Origin of the sequence: Streptomyces sp. PA03-1a, from assembly GCF_033792805.1 — a bacterium.
In the GTDB taxonomy this organism is placed as follows: Bacteria; Actinomycetota; Actinomycetes; order Streptomycetales; family Streptomycetaceae; genus Actinacidiphila.
Genome location: NZ_JARAVO010000188.1, coordinates 1 through 19,119, shown reverse-complemented (window position 1 = coordinate 19,119; position 19,119 = coordinate 1). Strand labels below are relative to the sequence as shown.

Here is a 19,119-nt window from a genome sequence, read left to right as displayed (position 1 = left end):
CCCCAAGGGGGAGAACAGGGAGGAGGAGAACACCTCCCACCCCGGACCCCCCGCCGCGCGGGCGACCAGCGGCTCGTCGGCGGGGGGTCCGGGGTGGGAGGTGTTCTCCTCCTCCCTGTTCTCCCCCTTGGGGGATGCGCCGACGGCCCGTACGGACGGCGCACCGGCGGTCGGGAGGCTGCCGCTCGGCGCCGCGAAGGCCGCCTCGATCTCCGCGGGGTCGCGCAGCGGCACGTTGGAGACGAGCACCTGGGTGGTCCAGCGGCCGGTCTCGCGGCTCTGCGTGCGGCGGGTGTGCACATAGCCCTCCGCCTCCAGCTGCTGCCGGGCCCGACGCAGGGCGATGCGTCCCTCGGGCATCTTCTCGCCGATGGACTGCAGGGTCTCCCGGGACCCCTCCGGCAGGGAGAGCGCCCACTGCAGCAGCCGTACGGCGGTGCCGTTCAGGCGCGGATGGCGGATGAGGTCGTTCGGCGTCTGGGAGAAGAAACGGGTCGGCGGGATAGCATGGCGGATCATTTGCGGGGCTCCTTCGGATCAAGCCTCGTAGGTGTAGGCCCCCGGCCGGTGTTGGCGCACCACTGGGGGCCGCTTCATGCGCTGGGCACGAAGGGTGATCGGCCGATTACTCTACCGGTGTCCCGGTGTTGTCGGCGACGAAGGAGACGAACGCCGTCCACGCCTCGCCGGTGAAGGCGAGCGCGGGTCCGGCGGGGTCCTTGGAGTCCCGTACGTGCACGGCGCCCGGGGCGTAGGCCACCTCGACGCAGTCTCCGCCCTCGCTGCCGCTGTAACTGCTCGTGAACCAGGCGAGTTGGGACGTCATTGCTCCCCCGCAATCTGCTCGATCACTCTGGCGGAGTCCCTCACGCTGAGGGCCTGTGAGCGGATCATCGCATAGCGCTGGTGGAGCTTGCTGACCTCGTCCCGGCCGTCCACCAGCACGCTGCGGCCCTGGACTTCGAGATAGGCGAGCAGCCGCAGATCGTGGGTCTCCAGCAGCGACATGGGGCCGTCGAAGCCGGCGTGGGCCTCATGGGAGAGCGGCATCACCTGGACCGTGACGTGGCGCAGCGCCGCGGCCTCCACCAGCCGTTCCAACTGGCGCCGGTGCACCGCCCGTCCGCCGACCGGACGCCGCAGCACCCACTCCTCGATGACGAAGGCGAGCTGCGGCGCGGGGGCACGGGTCAGCAGCGCCTGCCGGGCCAGCCGGGCCCGCACCCGGCGCTCGACCTCCTCCGTCTCCAGGGTCGGACAGTAGGCGCCGAGGACCACGCGGGCGTGGTCCTCGGTCTGCAGAAGGCCGTTGATGACGTGAGTGTCGTACTTGTAGAGGCTCACCACCGCGCGCTCCAGCTCCGCGTACTCCTCGAACCAGGAGGGGAACTCGGCCCGTTCGAGATGACGCGCCGCGGACCGCAGCACCCCGCCGCCGTCGTCCAGCAGGGTTCCCGCCCGCTCCACGAACGCCGGCGGCGGCATCCGCTCGCCGCGCTCGATCTTGACCACCAGCGACTTCGAATAGCCGACGTGCGCGGCCAGTTCGTCGGTCGACACCCCACGGGCCTCCCGCAGGGACCGTGCCACGGAACCGAACATCCGCATGCTGGCCGAGCCCTCGCCCTTCGCGGACACGGCACCACCTCCCCGGTACACACGCCGTACACAGCCGCGGACCGGTCCCGACACAACTGATCCGGGGTCAGGTCCGCCCTGGTCAGGCTAGCCACGGCACGGAACCGTTGGACCCATGACGCAGGAATCTCCACCCGCGGCGGCGATGCGCGTCGTCGCCGAGCCCGCCCGCATCGCCGAGGTCCGCCGGGCCGTACGCGAACAGCTCCGCGCCTGGGGGCGCGAGGACCTGGCGTCCGCCGCCGCGCTGTGCGTCACGGAGATACTCGCCAACGTGCACCGGCACGCGGGATCCCCCGAGTGCGAGCTGACCCTGGACGACCTGGCCGCGGACGGCGTGCGGGCCACGGTCAGCGACCGCTCCCCCGTCCTGCCGGTCCCGGCCCCCGGGCCGCCGGACTGGGCGGCCGAACGCGGGCGCGGCCTGCACCTGATCGCGGCGGCGGCGCACCGGTGGGGCGTGCGGCCGACCCCCGACGGCAAGCAGGTGTGGGTGGTGCTGCGGTGAGGCCCGCCTCGTGGACCTGGCTGGACGACACGGCGTTCGGGCCGGTGGCGTTCCTGCTGCTGGCGCATCCGCACGGGAGCGGGACGGCGGAACTCGCCGCGCTCCTCGGGCTCGCCGAGCCCGGGCGGCGGCTGCCGGAGCTCGGTGAGCGGATCGCCGTCCCGCGTCCCGGGCGGGCCACGGTGCGCGGCCCGGACGGCGGCCCGCTGCTGGAGGTCGCGGCCGGGGACCGGTGGTCCGCCTTCGTCGCGGGCGGCGGACCGGTCGCGCTCGTCGTGGGGCTGGACCCGCTCGCCCGCCGCGCGCCGCTGCCGGAGGTGGAGACCTACCTCGCCCTGGGCACGACCGCCGGACGCATCCGGCTGGGGATCAGCCGGCGGGCGCGCTCACGTTCCTAGCCCAGCGCCCGCAGCTGGTCCAGGAACCACTGCTGCGGGGGGAGCGCCGTCGAGGCCGCCGTGAGTCGCTTGGTGGCCTCGGCCCGTTCGCCGTGCGAGACGGACAGCGCCTGGTGGAGTGCGTTGGCCGTGGCCCGGATGTCGTACGGGTTGACCACGAACGCGTCGTCGGCCAGCTCCTCGTACGCCCCCGCCTCGCGGGAGAGCACCAGCGCCACGCCGTCGTCCGAGACGACCGGGATCTCCTTGGCCACCAGGTTCATGCCGTCGCGGATCGGGTTGACCAGCGCGACGTCCGCCAGGCGGTAGGCGGCCAGGGAGCGCGCGAAGTCGTCCTTGACGTGCAGGACCACCGGCTGCCAGCCCGGCGTGGCGAACTCCTCGTTGATCTCCTCGGCCAGGTCGGAGACCTCGTCCGTGTACTCCCGGTAGACGGCCAGGTCGTGACGGGAGGGGTAGGCGAAGGCGATGTGCACCACGCGCCCCTGCCATTCGGGGTGGTCGCGCAGCAGCTGCGCGTACGCGAGCAGGCCGCGGATGATGTTCTTCGACAGCTCGGTGCGGTCCACGCGCACGATGACCTTGCGGTCCGGACCGCCCACGGCCTCCTGCAGCGACGCCAGGCGCTCGTCCACGTCCGGCTGGTGCGCCCGCTCCCGCAGGAAGTCGGCGTCCGCGCCGAGGCCGTGCACCCCGATCCGCGTGGTGCGGCCCTTGTGGGTGATCGTGAGGCTGCCCTCGTCACGGATGACGGAGGCGCCCAGCACGTCGGCGCAGCACGCGGCGAAGGCGTCCGCCCAGCGCCGGGTCAGGAAGCCGGCCCGGTCGGCGCCGAGGATGCCGCTCAGCACCTCCGCGGCGACGTCGTCGGGCAGCAGGCGGAAGTAGTCCGGCGGGGCCCACGGGGTGTGCGAGAAGTGGCCGATGCGCAGGTCGGGGCGGCGCGAGCGGAGCAGCTGCGGCACCAGCGCCAGGTGGTAGTCCTGCACCAGGACGGCCGCGCCCTGGCCCGCCTCCTCGGCCAGCGCGTCGGCGAAGGCGGCGTTGTACGCCACGTACGCCGCCCACTGCTCGCGGAAGTCCTCGTCGAAGACGGGTTCCAGCGGGGTCTGGAACAGCATGTGGTGGATGAACCACAGCACCGAGTTGGCGATGCCGTTGTAGGCCGACGCGAAGGTGTCCGCCGGGATGTCCAGCATCCGTACGTGCTGGCCGCCGGTGTCGGCGGTGGGCAGCCGGCCCGTGCCCCCGGAACTGCGCAGGACGGCGGCCCGGTCCCCCTCGCCGAGCGCCGCGCAGACCCAGACGGCGTCCGCGTCCGGCCCGATCGCGCTCAGGCCCGACACGAGTCCGCCGCCGCCGCGGCGGGCGGTGAGCGTGCCGTCCTCGCGGAGGCTGTACGACACGGGGCCGCGGTTGGACGCGACCAGTACGCGCGCGGCATGCGATGCGACCATGCGGCCAGCCTAGCCACGCATCCCCGACCGCAAACGTACGAGCTAGCCCAGCCGGGGGTTTCCGGCCGTGACCTGTTGCGGGTCGCCGCGGGTTTGGCCTGGGGGGTTGCGGGCAGTCGTCCCGCTGGGCGGGACGGGTGGGCGCACCCCACCCACCGGCGTGCACACGCCGACGACACACGCGGTACCGCACAGGCGCGGCGCCGTCGGGGGTTTGTGCCCACCCGTTCCGCCTGGCGGCGGACCGCCTGCCCACAAACCCCGGGTCAGGCGTCACAACCCCGGGTCAGGCGTCACGCCACCGCGCGGTGGGCGTATTCGGGGACCGTCCGCATCGGGGGACGCTCATCCGTCGCGACCTCGTGGACGCGGGGCTCGAAACCGCCGTCCGGGGAGCGGTCGAACTGCGTGAGGACGGGCCGCACGAGATGGCCCCGGGCCAAGCGGATCTGCGCCGTCCGGTAGATCGCCGCGGCCATGCGGCCCAGTGCCTGGCCGTCCTGGTGCCGGTGGTGCCGGACCCCCACGTCGACCTGGGCCAGCGCGTCGAGCCCGACCGTGTTGAGCGCGTCCACCAGCAGCCCGAGCTCGACCCCGTACCCGACGGGGAACGGCAGCCGCTCCAGCAGCGAGCGGCGCGCCGCGTACTCGCCGCCCAGCGGCTGGACGAAACCCGCCAGCTGCGGCCAGTGCAGGTTGAGCAGCGGCCGCGCGACCAGCTCCGTCACCCGGCCCCCGCCGGCCGGGACCACCGTGCCGCCGGTCTCCAGGGGCCGGTCGTACATCGCCTTGACCAGCTGCACGTCCGGGTCCGTGAGCAGCGGCCCGACGATCCCCGACACGAACCGCGCGTCGAACTCGCGCAGGTCGGAGTCGACGAAGCAGACGATCTCCCCGCGCGTCACGAGCAGCGAGCGCCACAGGACCTCGCCCTTGCCGGGCAGCGCGGGCAGCCGCGGGAGCACCTCGTCCCGGTGGACGACGACCGCGCCCGCGGCCGCGGCGACCTCGGCCGTGCGGTCGGTCGACCCGGAGTCCAGCACGACGAGTTCGTCGACCAGCGGCACCGCCTCGCTCATCAGCTCGCGGCGGATCGTCCCGACGATCGCCCCGACCGTGGCCTCCTCGTCGAGGGCGGGCAGCACGACGCTGACCGTGCCGCGCGCGCCCGCGGCGCGCTTGGCGGCGAGCAGTTGCGGCAGGGGCCTGTGGTCGGCGGTCCAGGACCGCCGCTGCAGCCAGCCGGCCACCTCGTCGAGCACCGGGTTGCTCCGTTTCTGCCCGTCTCGCAGGACGGACGGCCCATGACCAGGTTCGAGGTCGTCGGTTACAGTCTTGAACACGAGGCATGACCATCGTATGTCCGCGGTGATCGCGCCCCGTCCGACAAACGCCCGGGCCCTGCGCCCGGTGCCATACCGCTCATCCAGAGGGGCAGAGGGAACGGCCCGTTGAAGCCCCGGCAACCCTCCCGCCGACCGCGAGGTCCAGGTGGGGAAGGTGCCAATTCCGTCTCGCGGCGAAATGCGCCGTGAGGAAGATGAGGAGAAAGGGCCTCGCCTGACATGGCTGCGCAGACCGTTGCACCCGCGTCCACCGATTCCGCCTTCGGCCCCGCGTCCGCGCTCTCCTGCCGCGAGTGCGGTGAGCGTTTCCCGCTGGAACCCATCTTCGCCTGCGAGGTCTGTTTCGGGCCGCTCGAAGTGGCGTACGACCTCCCGGGCGGCGACCCCGAGACCCTCCGCAAGCGGATCGAGTCCGGGCCGGACAACATCTGGCGCTACGCGCCGCTGCTGCCCGTCCCCGCGGACGTGGCCTCCAAGCCCAACCTCAACCCGGGCTTCACCAAGCTGGTCAAGGCGGACAACCTCGCCCGCGAACTGGGCGTCACCGGCGGCCTGCACATCAAGGACGACTCCGGCAACCCGACCCACTCCTTCAAGGACCGGGTCGTCGCCATCGCCCTGGAGGCCGCCCGCACCTTCGGCCTCACCACCCTGTCCTGCTCCTCCACCGGCAACCTGGCCGGCGCCGTGGGCGCCGCGGCCGCCCGGGCCGGCTTCCGCTCGTGCGTGTTCATCCCGCACGACCTGGAGGAGGGCAAGGTCGTCATGGCCGCGGTCTACGGCGGCGAGCTGGTCGGCATCGAGGGCACCTACGACGACGTCAACCGCTTCTGCAGCGAGCTGATCGGCGACCCGATCGGCGAGGGCTGGGGCTTCGTCAACGTCAACTTGCGCCCCTACTACGGCGAGGGCTCCAAGACGCTCGCGTACGAGATCTGCGAGCAGCTGGGCTGGCGCCTGCCGGACAACATCGTCATCCCGATCGCCTCGGGCTCGCAGCTGACGAAGATCGACAAGGGGCTGCGGGAGCTGATCAAGCTCGGCCTGGTGGCGGAGAAGCCCTACCGCATCTACGGGGCGCAGGCCGAGGGCTGCTCCCCGGTCTCGACCGCCTTCAAGGCCGGCCACGACGTGGTGCGCCCGCAGAAGCCGAACACGATCGCCAAGTCGCTGGCCATCGGCAACCCGGCCGACGGCCCGTACGTGCTGGACATCGCCCGCCGTACGGGCGGCGCCGTCGAGGACGTCACCGACGAGCAGGTGGTGGACGCCATCAAGCTGCTCGCCCGGACCGAGGGGATCTTCGCCGAGACGGCCGGCGGCGTGACGGTCGGCGTGCTGCGCAAGCTCATCGAGAACGGGCAGCTCGACCCGGCCGGTGAGACCGTCGTCCTCAACACCGGCGACGGCCTCAAGACGCTGGACGCCGTCGCACCGACCTCCCGCCCCACGGCCACCATCCGCCCGAGCCTCGACGCGTTCCGCGCCGCCGGCCTGGCGGGCTGACCCCGACCGCACCGGCCGACCCAGACTGAAGGTGAACCCAGCATCATGAGCGCTACCGTCCGCATCCCGACCATCCTCCGCACCTACACCGGCGGCCGTGCCGAGGTCCCCGCCGAGGGCGGCACCCTGGCCGAGGTCATCGACTCGCTGGAGCAGAGCCACCCCGGCATCTCCGCGCGGGTCCTGGACGACACGGGCAAGCTGCGCCGTTTCGTGAACGTCTACGTCAACGACGACGACGTCCGCTTCTCCGAGGGTCTGCAGACCACGGTGGGCGAGGGCGCGTCCGTCTCGATCATCCCGGCGGTCGCCGGAGGCTGCTGAGCCGCACGGCCCGCGGGCGACAGGGGGTGCCGGGGACCACCCGGCACCCCCTGTGTGCGGAGCGGTAGTTGAAGGCCTGTACAGTTGCCCCCGACGGCTCGCAACTCCCTGCAACGCTCTGCGCAACCCCTCTTCCCCGGGGTGGCCTTGTCGACGATTTATCGCCAAATTCACGTCGCGTTTGTCGCGTTGGCCGCTTATGTCCGGTCCGAGTTGCCCTGGATTATTCGCCGATCAGGCTCTTTTTCCGATTCTCTGTGCCCGGAATTCTCGTCCGATTGACCTGTTGCAGACAGCGTCCGGGCAGATACATTCAGCCGCGGTCGACGCGTTCCGGCGCACGCCCCCTTGGCTGTAGGGGGTGAGGTCTGACCCGGGTCCGCGAGGTGCGGGTCTGCGAAGGGCCAGCAATAGGGGAGTTAGGAATGGCTCAGGGCACCGTCAAGTGGTTCAACGCGGAGAAGGGCTACGGCTTCATCGCGGTCGACGGTGGTGCGGACGTCTTCGTGCACTACAGCGCGATCCAGATGGACGGCTACCGCACCCTCGAGGAAGGTCAGCGGGTCGAGTTCGAGATCTCGCAGGGCCAGAAGGGGCCGCAGGCGGACATGGTCCGTCTCGCAGCCGGCTGACGCGCCGCGCATCGGCCACGGAGCACTTTCGCGTACGGCCGCTCAAACGTACGCGTCGAGGCCCGCCCCCGCACGGGGGCGGGCCTTCGTGCTGCCCGGGGCGGCCGCGGACCCGACCTGCAGGTTGTCCACGACCCCGGCCAAGCGGCTTGCACTCTCCTGGGGCGAGTGCTAATCATTGGCGTTAGCACTCTGACGTTGAGAGTGACAAAGGACCGAGTGGGTGAGGCCCGCTCGACCGTCGTAAAGGAACCGGCGGGAGGGCAGGCCGTCCGTCGCGGGCGCCGGCACGGTCCTGGAGTAATCCTTCCCCGCAGCCCTGTGCCGCGGGGGGACCCCAAGTCCGGGAGGACCACTTCACATGGCCAAGATCATCGCGTTCGACGAGGAGGCACGGCGCGGTCTCGAGCGCGGGATGAACCAGCTCGCCGACGCCGTCAAGGTCACCCTTGGCCCCAAGGGCCGCAACGTCGTCCTCGAGAAGAAGTGGGGCGCCCCCACGATCACCAACGATGGTGTGTCCATCGCCAAGGAGATCGAGCTCGAGGACCCGTACGAGAAGATCGGCGCCGAGCTGGTCAAGGAGGTCGCGAAGAAGACGGACGACGTCGCCGGTGACGGCACGACGACCGCGACCGTCCTCGCCCAGGCGCTGGTCCGCGAGGGCCTGCGCAACGTCGCCGCCGGCGCCAACCCGATGGCGCTCAAGCGCGGCATCGAGAAGGCCGTCGAGGCCGTCTCCGCCGCCCTGCTGGAGCAGGCGAAGGACGTGGAGACCAAGGAGCAGATCGCCTCCACCGCCTCCATCTCCGCCGCCGACCCGCAGATCGGCGAGCTCATCGCCGAGGCGATGGACAAGGTCGGCAAGGAAGGCGTCATCACCGTCGAGGAGTCCCAGACCTTCGGTCTGGAGCTGGAGCTCACCGAGGGCATGCGCTTCGACAAGGGCTACATCTCGGCGTACTTCGCCACCGACCTGGAGCGTATGGAGACGTCCTTCGACGACCCGTACATCCTGATCGTCAACTCCAAGATCTCCTCGGTCAAGGACCTGCTCCCGCTGCTGGAGAAGGTCATGCAGTCCGGCAAGCCGCTGCTGATCATCGCCGAGGACGTCGACGGCGAGGCGCTGTCGACCCTGGTCGTCAACAAGATCCGCGGCACCTTCAAGTCCGTCGCGGTCAAGGCCCCGGGCTTCGGCGACCGCCGCAAGGCCATGCTCGGTGACATCGCCATCCTCACCGGTGGCACCGTCATCTCCGAGGAGGTCGGCCTCAAGCTGGAGAACGCCGGTCTCGACCTGCTCGGCCGCGCCCGCAAGGTCGTCGTCACCAAGGACGAGACCACGATCGTGGACGGCGCCGGCGACCAGGACCAGATCCAGGGCCGCGTCAACCAGATCCGTGCCGAGATCGAGAACAGCGACTCGGACTACGACCGCGAGAAGCTCCAGGAGCGTCTGGCGAAGCTGGCCGGCGGCGTGGCCGTCATCAAGGCCGGTGCCGCCACCGAGGTCGAGCTCAAGGAGCGCAAGCACCGCATCGAGGACGCGGTGCGCAACGCCAAGGCCGCCGTCGAGGAGGGCATCGTCGCCGGTGGTGGCGTGGCCCTGCTCCAGGCGTCCAACGTCTTCGAGAAGCTCGAGCTCGACGGCGACGAGGCCACCGGTGCCGCGATCGTGAAGCTGGCCCTGGAGGCCCCGCTGAAGCAGATCGCCGTCAACGCCGGCCTCGAGGGTGGCGTCGTGGTGGAGAAGGTGCGCAACCTGACCCCGGGCCACGGCCTCAACGCCGCCACGGGCGAGTACGTCGACCTGATCGGCGAGGGCATCATCGACCCCGCCAAGGTCACGCGCTCCGCGCTGCAGAACGCGGCCTCCATCGCCGCGCTCTTCCTCACCACCGAGGCCGTCATCGCCGACAAGCCGGAGAAGGCCGCTGCGCCGGCCGGCGGCGGCATGCCCGGCGGTGACATGGACTTCTGATCCTCCGGGATCAGGACTCCGCACCACGGCAGAAGACCGAGGGCGGTACCCCACGCGGGGTACCGCCCTCGGGCGTTTCCGGCTGCCGCCCGGTCACGGGACGGCGACCGGTGCGTCGAGCAGATCGCGCCAGGTGCGCACCGCCTCGGCGTCGACCGGCCCGGCCCAGCCGCCGGGGCGGACCGCGCCCCCGACGTGGAAGGCGTCGATGCCGCCCGCGAGCAGCCGCGGCAGGTGCTCCGCGCGGAGCCCGCCGCCCACCATGAGCTGGGGCTCGCCGGGACGGCCCGCCTCCGCCAGCAGATGGCCGAGCCCGGCGTCCACCCCGCGCGCGGAGCCCGCCGTGAGGAAGGTGTCCAGCCCGGGCAGCCCGCGCACCGCCGAGCGCACGCCCTCCCGGTCGGCGGAGTGGTCGATGGCACGGTGGAAGGTCCAGCGGGCACCGGAACCGATCGCGTCGACCAGCAGGCGCACGGCGGCCAGGTCCGGCGCGCCCGACGCGTCGAGGAACCCGAGCACGAACTCGTCGGCGCCCTCGCCGCGCAGCGCCGCGGCGGCGGCGCAGAGCGCGTCCGTCTCGCGGGTGTCGCCCACGGCGAAGTCGGCGCGGGCCCGCAGCATCACCCGGACCGGGATGTCCACCGCGGCCCGGACGGCGGCGAAGGTCACCCGGGACGGCGTCAGGCCGTCCGCGGCCATGTCCGTGACCAGTTCGAGGCGGTCCGCGCCGCCCGTCCGGGCCGCGAGGGCGTCGTCGGCGTCGAGCGCGATCACTTCGAAAATTGGTCTAGACATATCTCTAGGGTGTCACATGCCCGCAGGTGCCCGCGACCCCCCGTACCGCACAATGACCTTCATGGCTGACACCGCACCCGAAACCGGCTCCGCCCTCCTCGCCCGCTGGTGCGACCTGCTGCGCCGCTGCCAGACGGAGTCCGTCGACCCGGTGCCGTACGGCAAGGACCTGATCGCCCGCTGGGCCGAGCCGCACCGCCGCTACCACACCACCACCCACCTCACCGCCGTCCTCGACCACGTCGAGGCCCTCGCCGGGCACGCCGAGGACCCGGACGCCGTGCTGCTCGCCGCCTGGTTCCACGACGCCGTCTACCGGCCCGACCGCTCGGAGAACGAGGAGCGCAGCGCCCGGCTCGCCGAACGCGCGCTCCCCGAGGCCGGGGTCCCGGACGCGATCACCGCCGAGGTCGCCCGCCTGGTCCGGCTCACCGTCACCCACCATCCCGCCGAGGGCGACCGGGACGGCGAGGTCCTCAGCGACGCCGACCTGGCCGTCCTCGCCGGCGACCCCACCGCCTACGCCGAGTACGCGGCCGCCGTTCGCGAGGAGTACGGCTTCGTCCCCGACGACGCCTTCCGCGCCGGCCGCGCCGACGTCCTGCGCCAGCTCCTGCGGCTGCCCCGGCTCTTCCACACGCCGGAGGCGTACGGGCGCTGGGAGGCCACCGCCCGGCGCAACCTCACCACCGAGCTGGAACTGCTCGCCCCCGGCGACGTGGACGACGCCCGTCGATGACTGCGGCGCGAACCGATGACTCCGGTGCGCGCGGGCGGTCTTGTTCCGTGCGGGGAGCCGCCCGCGGCACGCGACGAAGGGGTACGACAGCGATGACCGACGACACGCAGGTGCAGGCCGCCGTCGCGGCCGAGTTCAGGGACCTGGCCGACCTGCTCGACGGGGCCCCCGCCGCGTGGTGGGACACCCCCTCGCTCTGCGAGGGCTGGCGGGTGCGCGAGGTCGTGGCGCACATGACGATGGCGGCGCGCTACTCGCAGGAGGCGTTCATGGCGCTCCTCGCCGAGCACGGCTTCGACTTCACCCGGCTGTCCGACGCCGTCGCCGAGCGGGACGGCGCACTGCCCACCGGGGAACTGGTCGGCTGTCTGCGCTCCGAGGTGATGGGGCGGTGGCAGCCCCCGGGCGGCGGTGCCCACGGCGCGCTCAACCACGTGGTGATCCACGGGCTGGACATCACCGTGCCGCTCGGCACGGGGCGCCGCGTCCCGGGGGAGACCCTCGGCATCCTCCTCGACGACCTCACCGCGGGCGGTGGGCACGCGCACTTCGGCGTCGCCGTCGAGGGCCGGCTGCTGCGGGCCACCGACCAGGACTGGTCGTACGGTTCCGGCCCGGAACTGCGGGGCACCGGCGAGGACCTGGCCCTGGCGATGTGCGGGCGCCGGCTCCCCGCCGGCCGGCTGGAGGGCGAGCCGCTGTGAGCGCCGCCGGGTCGATGCACCTAGGCCGTGTCGTCAAATGCCCGCCTGCTCGGCGACGCCTGGTACGGCACTCCCCCAGCCTTCGGCCGGGGGTGCCCCCACGCTGCGTTGTCGAATCGTCCGAGTAACCCACTACGAGGACGACTCTCCGCCTTGCGATGCACCGCACCAGACGCCGCCGAGCCCGCCCTCCGGGCGGCTGGCGCCCATTTGACGACACCGCCTAGGTCCTGCCGGCCTCACCCTGGGGGGACCTGCGCTTGGGGCGGCGCAGGCCGGCCTCGGTGAGGTGGCGCAGCAGTTCCTTGCTGCCGACCTCGACGGCGCCCGCGGCGACGGCCGAGGCGTAGCGCTCGCTGGGGACGTCGTAGTGGTCGGCGTCGAAGGCGCGGCGGGGGGCGCCGATGGCGGCGGCGAAGGCGTGGAGCTCCTCGTACGAGGTGTCGCTCACCATGTGGGACCACATGCGGCCGTGGCCCGGCCAGGTCGGCGGGTCGATGTAGACGGTCACGTCAGCGGGGCCCGCCGAGGGTCGCGGACAGGCCGCCCACGGGGGCGACGGCCTCGCCGAGCGATTCGCACACCCAGTGCGGGTCGGGGCCGAGTTCGGGCTCCACGTCGAGGGCGTGCGGGTCGGCGCAGCGAGGGCAGAGCGGCCAGCGGCCCATGCGTTCGAGCAGGGCGTCCTTGACGTCCTGGGCGACCAGCCCCGCGACGAACGCGGCGCCGTCGGGCCACTGCTCCACCCACCAGCGGCGCTGGGAGACGGCGTCCTCGACGAGCGAGACGATGTGTGCGTCGGCGACGCCGGTCGCGGTCAGGTCGGCGAGGACGAGCGCGCGGGCGCTGTGCAGGGCCGCCTCCAGGCCGGCGGAGGAACCGGGTGCGTCAGGATCCATGGCCCCCATTGTGGACCAACCGCCGCGCAGGCGTCCTTGACGCCGTCAGGAGGTGAAAATAGCTTTCGTCCGTGGCCGAGAAGATGAAGGAAACCTTCAACACCGGCGGGCTGGCCGCCAAGGTCAGGACCATGGCCCCGTCCATGACCCGGTCGATGCAGCGGGTCGCGGAGGCCGTGGCCGCGGACCCGGCGGGCTGCTCCCGGCTGACCGTGACGGCGCTTGCGGCCCGTACGGGGACGAGCGAGGCCACCGTGGTGCGCACCGCGCGCGTGCTGGGCTACCCCGGGTACCGGGACCTGCGGCTCGCGCTGGCCGCGCTGGCCGCCCGCGTGGAGGCTGGGGCACCGCCCGCCGTCACCCCGGACATCGCGGTGGACGACCCGCTGGCCGACGTGGTCGCCAAACTCGCGCTGGACGAGCAGCGGTGCCTGGCCGACACCGCCGCCCAGCTGGACGTGGCCCAGCTGGAGGCGGCCGTGGCCGCGCTGGCCGCCGCCCGCCGCATCGACGTCTACGGGATCGGGGCGTCCAGCCTGGTCGCCCAGGACCTGGTGCAGAAGCTGCTGCGGATAGGCCTGGTGGCGCACGCCCTGGGGGACCCGCACCTCACCCTCACCAACGCGGTCCAGCTGCGCCAGGGCGACGTCGCCGTGGCCATCACGCACTCCGGCCACACCCACGACGTGGTCGAGCCGCTGCGCGCCGCCTTCGACCGGGGCGCCACCACCATCGCCGTGACCGGCCGGGCGGACGGCACCGTCACCCAGTACGCCGACCACGTGCTGCTCACCTCCAGCGGCCGGGAGAGCGAACTGCGCCCGGCCGCCATGGCCAGCCGCACCAGCCAGCTGCTGGTGGTGGACTGCCTGTTCGTCGGGGTCGCCCAGCGCACGTACGACACCGCGGCCCCGGCCCTGTCCGCCTCGTACGAAGCCCTCGCCCACCGCCACAGCCCGCGAAGGAACCACCCGCAATGACGCACGCCGAGCTCCGTCGCGAGCTGGACCACCTCGGAACCGAGGCCTTCCGTGCCGAGCTCGCCGAGGTCGACCGGCTCCCGACGCTCGACATCGCCCGGCTGATGAACGCCGAGGACGGCACCGTGGCGGCCGCCGTCGCCGAGCAACTGCCCGTCATCGCCGCCGCCGTCGACGGCATCGCCGCGCGCATGGCCCGCGGCGGCCGCCTGGTCTACGCGGGCGCGGGCACCGCGGGACGGCTCGGCGTGCTCGACGCCAGCGAGTGCCCGCCGACCTTCAACACCGCGCCGGGCCAGGTCAGCGGGCTCATCGCGGGCGGGCCCACGGCGATCGTGGACGCGGTCGAGGGCGCCGAGGACAGCGGGGAACTGGCCGCCGCCGACCTGGACGCCCTCGGGATCGGCCCGGACGACACCGTGGTCGGGGTCTCCGCCTCCGGCCGCACCCCGTACGCCGTCGGCGCCGTGGAGCACGCCCGCGCGCTGGGCGCGCTGACCGTCGGACTGTCCTGCAACCCGGGCTCCACGCTGGCCGCCGCGGCCGACCACGGCATCGAGGTCCTCACCGGCCCGGAGTTCCTCACCGGCTCCACCCGGCTGAAGGCGGGCACCGCGCAGAAACTCGTCCTCAACATGCTGTCGACGATCACGATGATCAGGCTGGGCAAGACCTACGGGAACCTGATGGTCGACGTGCGCGCCTCCAACGACAAGCTGCGCGCCCGGTCCCGGCGGATCGTGGCCCTGGCCACCGGCGCGCCCGACGACGAGATCGAGGCCGCCCTCACCGCCGCCGGCGGCGAGGTCAAGAACGCCGTCCTCGTCGTCCTCGGCGGCGTGGACGCCCCGACGGCCGCCCGGCTCCTGGCGGAGGCGGACGGCCATCTGCGCGCGGCACTGCTCGCGGCCGTCGCCGACGACCGCGGGTGAGCATGCGCGCGCGGGCGTGGGGTCACGCCGCGCGGAGCGCCTGCGGGAGGGGCGCCGCGTGGAGGACCGCCAGGCCCGAGACGGCGCGGGTCAGCGAGACGTACAGGCGGCGCAGGCCGGTGCGCTCGTCGGGCTCGCCGTCGACGACCGCGGCGGGCTCGTCCAGCACGACGTAGTCGTACTCCAGGCCCTTGGCCAGGGAGGCGGGGACGAGCGTGAGGCGGACCTCGGGCGTGGTCTCCTCACCGGGTGACAGGTACGGCAGGCCAGTCGCCGCCAAGGCCTCGGCCAGTGCGGGCACGCGCGCGTCGGCGGCGATCAGGCCGATGGACCCCTCGCGGTCCAGGGCCCGCCGGCAGGCGTCGAGCACGGCCGGGGTCAGCCCGCCCGCCGGGACCTCGGTCACCGAGAAGGCGCCCGGGTTCTCCCGGACGGAGGTCGCCTCCTTCAGGCCGGGTGCGATCTCGGGCAGCAGCCGGGAAGCGTAGGCGATGACCTCCAGCGGGACGCGGAAGCCCTGGGTCAGCTCCTCGACCCGCGAACCCGGCTTGCCGAGGTGCTCCAGCGCCTCCTCCCAGGTCCCCGTCGCCCACGGGGTGGTGCCCTGGGCGAGGTCGCCCAGCACGGTCGCGGAGCCGGTGGAGCAGCGGCGGCCCACCGCCCGGTACTGCATGGGGGAGAGGTCCTGGGCCTCGTCCAGCACGACGTGGCCGAGCGAGGCCGTGCGGTGCACCAGGTCGTGGGCCTCGTCGACCAGCACGGCGTCGGCGGCCGACCACTTGGCGGAGGCGGCCGAGCGGGCGGGCTTCTCCCAGAGGATCTCCTTCTGCTCCTCCTCGGTCAGCACGCCTTCCGCGCACACGGCCAGGAACTGCGGATCGGACAGCAGCCGCAGCACCGTCTTCGCCGGGTCCACCGGCGGCCACGCCTCCTTCACGGCCGCCTTGACCGCCGCGTTGCGCGCGACCGCGTCCTGCACCCGGTCGTCGGGGGCCTCCCCGGCCGCCTCCATCCGGACCAGCACGGCGTGCGCGATCCGCTGCGGCAGCGCCTCGCGGGCGGCGCCGTAGCGGATGTCACGCTCCATCAGCTCGCGGACCAGCTCCTCCAGTTCGTACGCCGGGACGCGCCAGCGGCGCGAGCCGCGCACCACGACCACCGGCTCGGTGGGCATCCGGATGCCGGAGCGGACCGCGCGCCGCAGCACCTCGGCCATGCGCGCGTCGCCCTTGACGCCGGCGGCGGCCGCCGAGTCGGTGCCCTTGACCGGGACGTGGGCGACCAGGTCGTCGACGGTGGCCTGCTTGACGCTCAGCTCGCCCAGGGCGGGCAGCACCTGCTCGATGTAGTGCAGGAAGGACGCGTTGGGGCCGATGACGAGGGTGCCGGTGCGGGCCAGCCGTTCGCGGTGCGCGTAGAGCAGGTAGGCCACCCGGTGCAGGCCGACGGCGGTCTTCCCGGTGCCGGGCGCCCCCTGCACGCAGACCGTGCCGCCGACCCCGGCGCGGACGATCTCGTCCTGCTCGGGCTGGATGGTGGCGACGATGTCGCGCATCGGGCCGACGCGCGGCCGCTCGATCTCCTGCTGGAGCAGCTTGCTGGAGGTCTGCGCCTCGTCCGGGTCGGTGAGGTGCTCGTCCTCGTACGCGGTCAGCTCCCCGCCGGTGTAGCCGAAGCGGCGACGCAGCGCGACGTCCTGCGGGTCGGTGCGGGAGGCCCGGTAGAAGGGCTGGGAGACCGGCGCGCGCCAGTCGACGACCATGGGGTCGCCGTCCGCGTCGTGCACGTGGCGCCGGCCGATGTAGAAGCGGTGACCGGCTTCGGCGCCGTCCGCGTAGTCGAGACGGCCGAAGAACAGCGGGGTGTGGGCGAGGTCCGCGAGCGCCTTGATGCGGGCGGTGATCTCCGACTGCAGCACTTCCGCGTTCACCCAGTTGGCGGTGACGTCCCGGATGTCGAGGGCCTCGACGTCGGCGCGCATCGCGCGCAGGGCGGAACGGGACGAGGCGAGGTGGGAGCGTTCGCGGTCGAGCGGATTGTCGGTGGTGAGGGACTGTTCCCCTGGCACGGGTTGCCTCCGGCGGCACGTAGGGCATGGCTCAGCCGGCCCCTGACCTGCGCGCACGGGGGCGCGGGGCGGGGCGCTGTCCTGATACGGATCACGACTCGGGCCGACCGGTTTCCGTCCGGCCGGTGGCGCCGTCCCTCAAGGGGGCGGGCGGCAAGACGCAGGATCTTACGCCTCGGCGACGGCAGGTGCTAACCGGTTTTCCCCCGCCCGTAGCCGGAACCTCTGCCCAAAGGGTCACGTATGCGTACATTGGGGGCATGGCACGACCAGTGGTCTCCCGCGTCCACGGCAGCACCGCCATCGCCGAGGACCCCGGGCACCGGCATCCGGTCCACCCCGTCGGGGACGCCCTGCGCGCGGTCCGGGTCTACGTCGCCACGGCCGTCCGCGTCGTGGTGCTGGGCCAGGACGGCTCCGCCGCGCACGACTGACGCGGCGGGCCTCCCGGCGCGCCCCCGCGGACGGGTCAGAGCAGCTCGTCCGCGTCGACGATGCGGTACGCGTACCCCTGCTCGGCCAGGAACCGCTGGCGGTGCGCGGCGAAGTCCTGGTCGATGGTGTCGCGGGCGACCACGGAGTAGAAGCGGGCCTCGTGACCGTCCGCCTTCGGCCGCAGCACCCGGCCGAGGCGCTGCGCCTCCTCCTGACGGGAACCGAAGGTGCCCGAGACCTGGATGGCGACCGTCGCCTCCGGCAGGTCGATCGAGAAGTTCGCCACCTTGGAGACCACGAGCACCGAGATCTCGCCTTGCCGGAAGGCGTCGAAGAGCTTCTCGCGCTGCGCGTTGGTCGTCTCGCCCTTGATCACCGGCGCCCCGAGGTGCTCGCCCAGCTCGTCGAGCTGGTCGATGTACTGGCCGATCACCAGCGTCTGCTGCCCGCGGTGCTTGGCGACCAGCGCCTCGGCGACCTTGCGCTTGGTCGCGGTCGTCGCGCAGTAGCGGTACTTCTCCTCCGGCTCGGCGGTCGCGTACGCCAGCCGCTCGGAGTCGGTCAGGTTGACCCGCACCTCCACGCAGTCGGCGGGCGCGATGTAGCCCTGCGCCTCGATCTCCTTCCACGGCGCGTCGAAGCGCTTGGGACCGATCAGCGAGAAGACGTCCGACTCACGGCCGTCCTCGCGCACCAGCGTCGCCGTCAGGCCGAGCCGGCGGCGGGCCTGGAGGTCCGCGGTGAACTTGAAGACCGGCGCCGGGAGCAGGTGCACCTCGTCGTAGACGATCAGGCCCCAGTCACGGGAGTCGAAGAGCTCCAGGTGCGCGTAGACGCCCTTCCGCTTGGTCGTCAGCACCTGGTACGTGGCGATGGTGACCGGACGGATCTCCTTGCGGGTGCCGCTGTACTCGCCGATCTCGTCCTCGGTCAGCGAGGTCCGCTTCACCAGCTCGTGCTTCCACTGCCGGGCCGAGACCGTGTTCGTCACCAGGATCAGCGTCGTCGCCTTCGCCTGCGCCATCGCGCCCGCGCCCACCAGCGTCTTGCCGGCGCCGCAGGGCAGCACGACCACGCCCGAGCCGCCGTGCCAGAAGCCCTCCACCGCCTGCTCCTGGTAGGGGCGGAGCTTCCAGCCGTCCTGGTCCAGCTCGATCGGGTGCGCCTCGCCGTCCACGTAACCGGCCAGGTCCTCCGCCGGCCAGCCCAGCTTGAGCAGCACCTGCTTGATCTGGCCGCGCTCGGAGGGGTGGACGACCACCGTGTCGGGGTCGAGCCGGGCGCCCACCAGCGGCGTGATCTTCTTCGAGCGGAGGATCTCCTCCAGCACCGGACGGTCCGTGGAGGTCAGCACCAGGCCGTGCGCCGGGTGCTTGCTCAGCGTCAGCCGGCCGTAGCGGGCCATCGTCTCGGCGACGTCCACCAGCAGCGCGTGCGGCACCGGGTAGCGGGAGTACTGCACGAGCGCGTCCACGACCTGCTCGGCGTCGTGCCCGGCGGCGCGGGCGTTCCACAGCCCCAGCGGGGTGATCCGGTAGGTGTGGATGTGCTCGGGCGCCCGTTCCAGTTCGGCGAAGGGGGCGATGGCACGCCGGCACTCGTCGGCGAGCTCGTGGTCGACCTCCAGCAGCAGGGTCTTGTCGCTCTGGACGATCAGGCAGGACACGCAAACCTCCGCGAATGGGCGGGCCGGGACCGGGAAGGGGGCCGGGCTGAACTATCCATGGTCCCCCATCCCCGGGGGGAAACGTCCCCGTCCACCGGATCGATACCG

Annotated in this window: 20 protein-coding genes, 1 pseudogene and 1 riboswitch; of the genes and pseudogenes, 11 read left to right on the top strand and 10 right to left on the bottom strand. The window is 72.7% G+C overall.

Translation table 11 applies throughout. The annotated features are described in order from the left end of the window. From PV341_RS32830 to PV341_RS32820, 3 genes and pseudogenes are all read right to left on the bottom strand, one after another. A pseudogene (locus PV341_RS32830) lies at positions 1-519 on the bottom strand (hypothetical protein); the annotation flags it as partial. Between the two features lie 106 nt (positions 520-625). After that, positions 626-826 carry a DUF397 domain-containing protein gene (locus tag PV341_RS32825; protein ID WP_500359730.1) on the bottom strand — a complete coding sequence of 67 codons (201 nt, stop codon included), beginning with the start codon at positions 824-826 and terminating at the stop codon, positions 626-628. Next, the gene (locus PV341_RS32820) at positions 823-1,638 is read right to left on the bottom strand and encodes a helix-turn-helix domain-containing protein (RefSeq protein ID WP_500359728.1); all 816 of its coding nucleotides are present in this window, start codon (positions 1,636-1,638) and stop codon (positions 823-825) included. The genes PV341_RS32825 and PV341_RS32820 overlap by 4 nt, the downstream gene beginning before the upstream one ends. A gap of 115 nt (positions 1,639-1,753) precedes the next feature. Between PV341_RS32820 and PV341_RS32815 the strand changes: the two genes are divergently transcribed. After that, the gene (locus tag PV341_RS32815) at positions 1,754-2,146 is read left to right on the top strand and encodes an ATP-binding protein (protein ID WP_500322750.1); all 393 of its coding nucleotides are present in this window, start codon (positions 1,754-1,756) and stop codon (positions 2,144-2,146) included. Next, positions 2,143-2,544, top strand: a complete 402-nt coding sequence (locus tag PV341_RS32810; protein WP_500322751.1) for a hypothetical protein — start codon at positions 2,143-2,145, stop codon at positions 2,542-2,544. Before PV341_RS32815 ends, PV341_RS32810 begins: the two co-directional genes overlap by 4 nt. Here the strand turns inward: PV341_RS32810 and PV341_RS32805 are convergent. Next, entirely contained in the window at positions 2,541-4,001 is a 1,461-nt protein-coding gene (locus tag PV341_RS32805; RefSeq protein ID WP_500322753.1) for an alpha,alpha-trehalose-phosphate synthase (UDP-forming), read from the bottom strand. The genes PV341_RS32810 and PV341_RS32805 overlap by 4 nt on opposite strands. 293 nt (positions 4,002-4,294) lie before the next feature. Next, positions 4,295-5,263 carry a glucosyl-3-phosphoglycerate synthase gene (locus PV341_RS32800; protein WP_499516871.1) on the bottom strand — a complete coding sequence of 323 codons (969 nt, stop codon included), beginning with the start codon at positions 5,261-5,263 and terminating at the stop codon, positions 4,295-4,297. Between the two features lie 157 nt (positions 5,264-5,420). After that, a riboswitch (SAM riboswitch) is annotated at positions 5,421-5,548 on the top strand. Positions 5,549-5,566: 18 nt separating this feature from the next. Here PV341_RS32800 and thrC point away from each other — a divergent pair. The 4 genes from thrC to groL all read left to right on the top strand — a co-directional run bounded on the left by thrC (position 5,567) and on the right by groL (position 9,793). Beyond that, a complete protein-coding gene (gene thrC / locus PV341_RS32795; protein WP_500322754.1) occupies positions 5,567-6,853 on the top strand; it encodes a threonine synthase in 1,287 nt (428 codons plus the stop codon). 45 nt (positions 6,854-6,898) lie between these two features. After that, positions 6,899-7,177 (top strand): ubiquitin-like small modifier protein 1, encoded by a 279-nt coding sequence (locus tag PV341_RS32790; protein ID WP_500322755.1) that lies wholly within the window; start codon positions 6,899-6,901, stop codon positions 7,175-7,177. A gap of 425 nt (positions 7,178-7,602) precedes the next feature. Then, positions 7,603-7,809 carry a cold-shock protein gene (locus PV341_RS32785; RefSeq protein ID WP_005486335.1) on the top strand — a complete coding sequence of 69 codons (207 nt, stop codon included), beginning with the start codon at positions 7,603-7,605 and terminating at the stop codon, positions 7,807-7,809. A gap of 361 nt (positions 7,810-8,170) precedes the next feature. Further along, positions 8,171-9,793 (top strand): chaperonin GroEL, encoded by a 1,623-nt coding sequence (gene groL, locus PV341_RS32780; RefSeq protein ID WP_499512491.1) that lies wholly within the window; start codon positions 8,171-8,173, stop codon positions 9,791-9,793. Between the two features lie 93 nt (positions 9,794-9,886). On the opposite strand, the gene PV341_RS32775 is transcribed toward groL, so the two are convergent. Further along, on the bottom strand, positions 9,887-10,588 hold the full coding sequence (locus PV341_RS32775) for a copper homeostasis protein CutC (protein ID WP_500359727.1): 702 nt from the start codon (positions 10,586-10,588) through the stop codon (positions 9,887-9,889). 52 nt (positions 10,589-10,640) lie between these two features. Between PV341_RS32775 and PV341_RS32770 the strand changes: the two genes are divergently transcribed. Both PV341_RS32770 and PV341_RS32765 read left to right on the top strand, forming a co-directional pair. Beyond that, positions 10,641-11,327 carry an HD domain-containing protein gene (locus tag PV341_RS32770; protein WP_500322767.1) on the top strand — a complete coding sequence of 229 codons (687 nt, stop codon included), beginning with the start codon at positions 10,641-10,643 and terminating at the stop codon, positions 11,325-11,327. 92 nt (positions 11,328-11,419) lie between these two features. Beyond that, positions 11,420-12,031, top strand: coding sequence for a maleylpyruvate isomerase family mycothiol-dependent enzyme (locus PV341_RS32765; protein WP_500322757.1), 612 nt, complete (start codon positions 11,420-11,422; stop codon positions 12,029-12,031). 223 nt (positions 12,032-12,254) lie between these two features. On the opposite strand, the gene PV341_RS32760 is transcribed toward PV341_RS32765, so the two are convergent. Both PV341_RS32760 and PV341_RS32755 read right to left on the bottom strand, forming a co-directional pair. Further along, a complete protein-coding gene (locus tag PV341_RS32760) occupies positions 12,255-12,542 on the bottom strand; it encodes a DUF4031 domain-containing protein (RefSeq protein ID WP_500330372.1) in 288 nt (95 codons plus the stop codon). 1 nt (position 12,543) lies between these two features. Beyond that, entirely contained in the window at positions 12,544-12,930 is a 387-nt protein-coding gene (locus PV341_RS32755; protein ID WP_500330370.1) for a DUF8819 family protein, read from the bottom strand. 83 nt (positions 12,931-13,013) lie between these two features. Here PV341_RS32755 and PV341_RS32750 point away from each other — a divergent pair, with 83 nt between their 5' ends. Together PV341_RS32750 and murQ are read left to right on the top strand one after the other, a co-directional pair. Then, a complete protein-coding gene (locus tag PV341_RS32750; RefSeq protein WP_500330379.1) occupies positions 13,014-13,910 on the top strand; it encodes a MurR/RpiR family transcriptional regulator in 897 nt (298 codons plus the stop codon). Continuing rightward, on the top strand, positions 13,907-14,842 hold the full coding sequence (gene murQ, locus PV341_RS32745) for an N-acetylmuramic acid 6-phosphate etherase (protein WP_500330369.1): 936 nt from the start codon (positions 13,907-13,909) through the stop codon (positions 14,840-14,842). The genes PV341_RS32750 and murQ overlap by 4 nt, the downstream gene beginning before the upstream one ends. A 22-nt stretch (positions 14,843-14,864) precedes the next feature. Here murQ and PV341_RS32740 read toward each other — a convergent pair whose 3' ends face one another. Then, positions 14,865-16,910, bottom strand: a complete 2,046-nt coding sequence (locus PV341_RS32740) for a HelD family protein (RefSeq protein ID WP_500330368.1) — start codon at positions 16,908-16,910, stop codon at positions 14,865-14,867. Between the two features lie 260 nt (positions 16,911-17,170). Here PV341_RS32740 and PV341_RS32735 point away from each other — a divergent pair, with 260 nt between their 5' ends. Continuing rightward, entirely contained in the window at positions 17,171-17,344 is a 174-nt protein-coding gene (locus tag PV341_RS32735; protein WP_500330367.1) for a hypothetical protein, read from the top strand. Positions 17,345-17,379: 35 nt separating this feature from the next. On the opposite strand, the gene PV341_RS32730 is transcribed toward PV341_RS32735, so the two are convergent. Next, positions 17,380-19,011, bottom strand: a complete 1,632-nt coding sequence (locus PV341_RS32730; protein ID WP_499512482.1) for a DNA repair helicase XPB — start codon at positions 19,009-19,011, stop codon at positions 17,380-17,382. Between the last annotated feature and the right edge of the window lie 108 nt (positions 19,012-19,119).

What these genes read in the sequence shown, in the direction of transcription:
- PV341_RS32825 (WP_500359730.1), bottom strand. Translation starts at nt 826, where the DNA reads ATGACGTCCCAACTCGCCTGGTTCACGAGCAGTTACAGCGGCAGCGAG.
- PV341_RS32815 (WP_500322750.1), top strand. Translation starts at nt 1,754, where the DNA reads ATGACGCAGGAATCTCCACCCGCGGCGGCGATGCGCGTCGTCGCCGAG.
- PV341_RS32805 (WP_500322753.1), bottom strand. Translation starts at nt 4,001, where the DNA reads ATGGTCGCATCGCATGCCGCGCGCGTACTGGTCGCGTCCAACCGCGGC.
- thrC (WP_500322754.1), top strand. Translation starts at nt 5,567, where the DNA reads ATGGCTGCGCAGACCGTTGCACCCGCGTCCACCGATTCCGCCTTCGGC.
- PV341_RS32790 (WP_500322755.1), top strand. Translation starts at nt 6,899, where the DNA reads ATGAGCGCTACCGTCCGCATCCCGACCATCCTCCGCACCTACACCGGC.
- PV341_RS32785 (WP_005486335.1), top strand. Translation starts at nt 7,603, where the DNA reads ATGGCTCAGGGCACCGTCAAGTGGTTCAACGCGGAGAAGGGCTACGGC.
- groL (WP_499512491.1), top strand. Translation starts at nt 8,171, where the DNA reads ATGGCCAAGATCATCGCGTTCGACGAGGAGGCACGGCGCGGTCTCGAG.
- PV341_RS32775 (WP_500359727.1), bottom strand. Translation starts at nt 10,588, where the DNA reads ATGTCTAGACCAATTTTCGAAGTGATCGCGCTCGACGCCGACGACGCC.
- PV341_RS32770 (WP_500322767.1), top strand. Translation starts at nt 10,641, where the DNA reads ATGACCTTCATGGCTGACACCGCACCCGAAACCGGCTCCGCCCTCCTC.
- PV341_RS32765 (WP_500322757.1), top strand. Translation starts at nt 11,420, where the DNA reads ATGACCGACGACACGCAGGTGCAGGCCGCCGTCGCGGCCGAGTTCAGG.
- PV341_RS32755 (WP_500330370.1), bottom strand. Translation starts at nt 12,930, where the DNA reads ATGGATCCTGACGCACCCGGTTCCTCCGCCGGCCTGGAGGCGGCCCTG.
- PV341_RS32750 (WP_500330379.1), top strand. Translation starts at nt 13,014, where the DNA reads ATGAAGGAAACCTTCAACACCGGCGGGCTGGCCGCCAAGGTCAGGACC.
- murQ (WP_500330369.1), top strand. Translation starts at nt 13,907, where the DNA reads ATGACGCACGCCGAGCTCCGTCGCGAGCTGGACCACCTCGGAACCGAG.
- PV341_RS32735 (WP_500330367.1), top strand. Translation starts at nt 17,171, where the DNA reads ATGGCACGACCAGTGGTCTCCCGCGTCCACGGCAGCACCGCCATCGCC.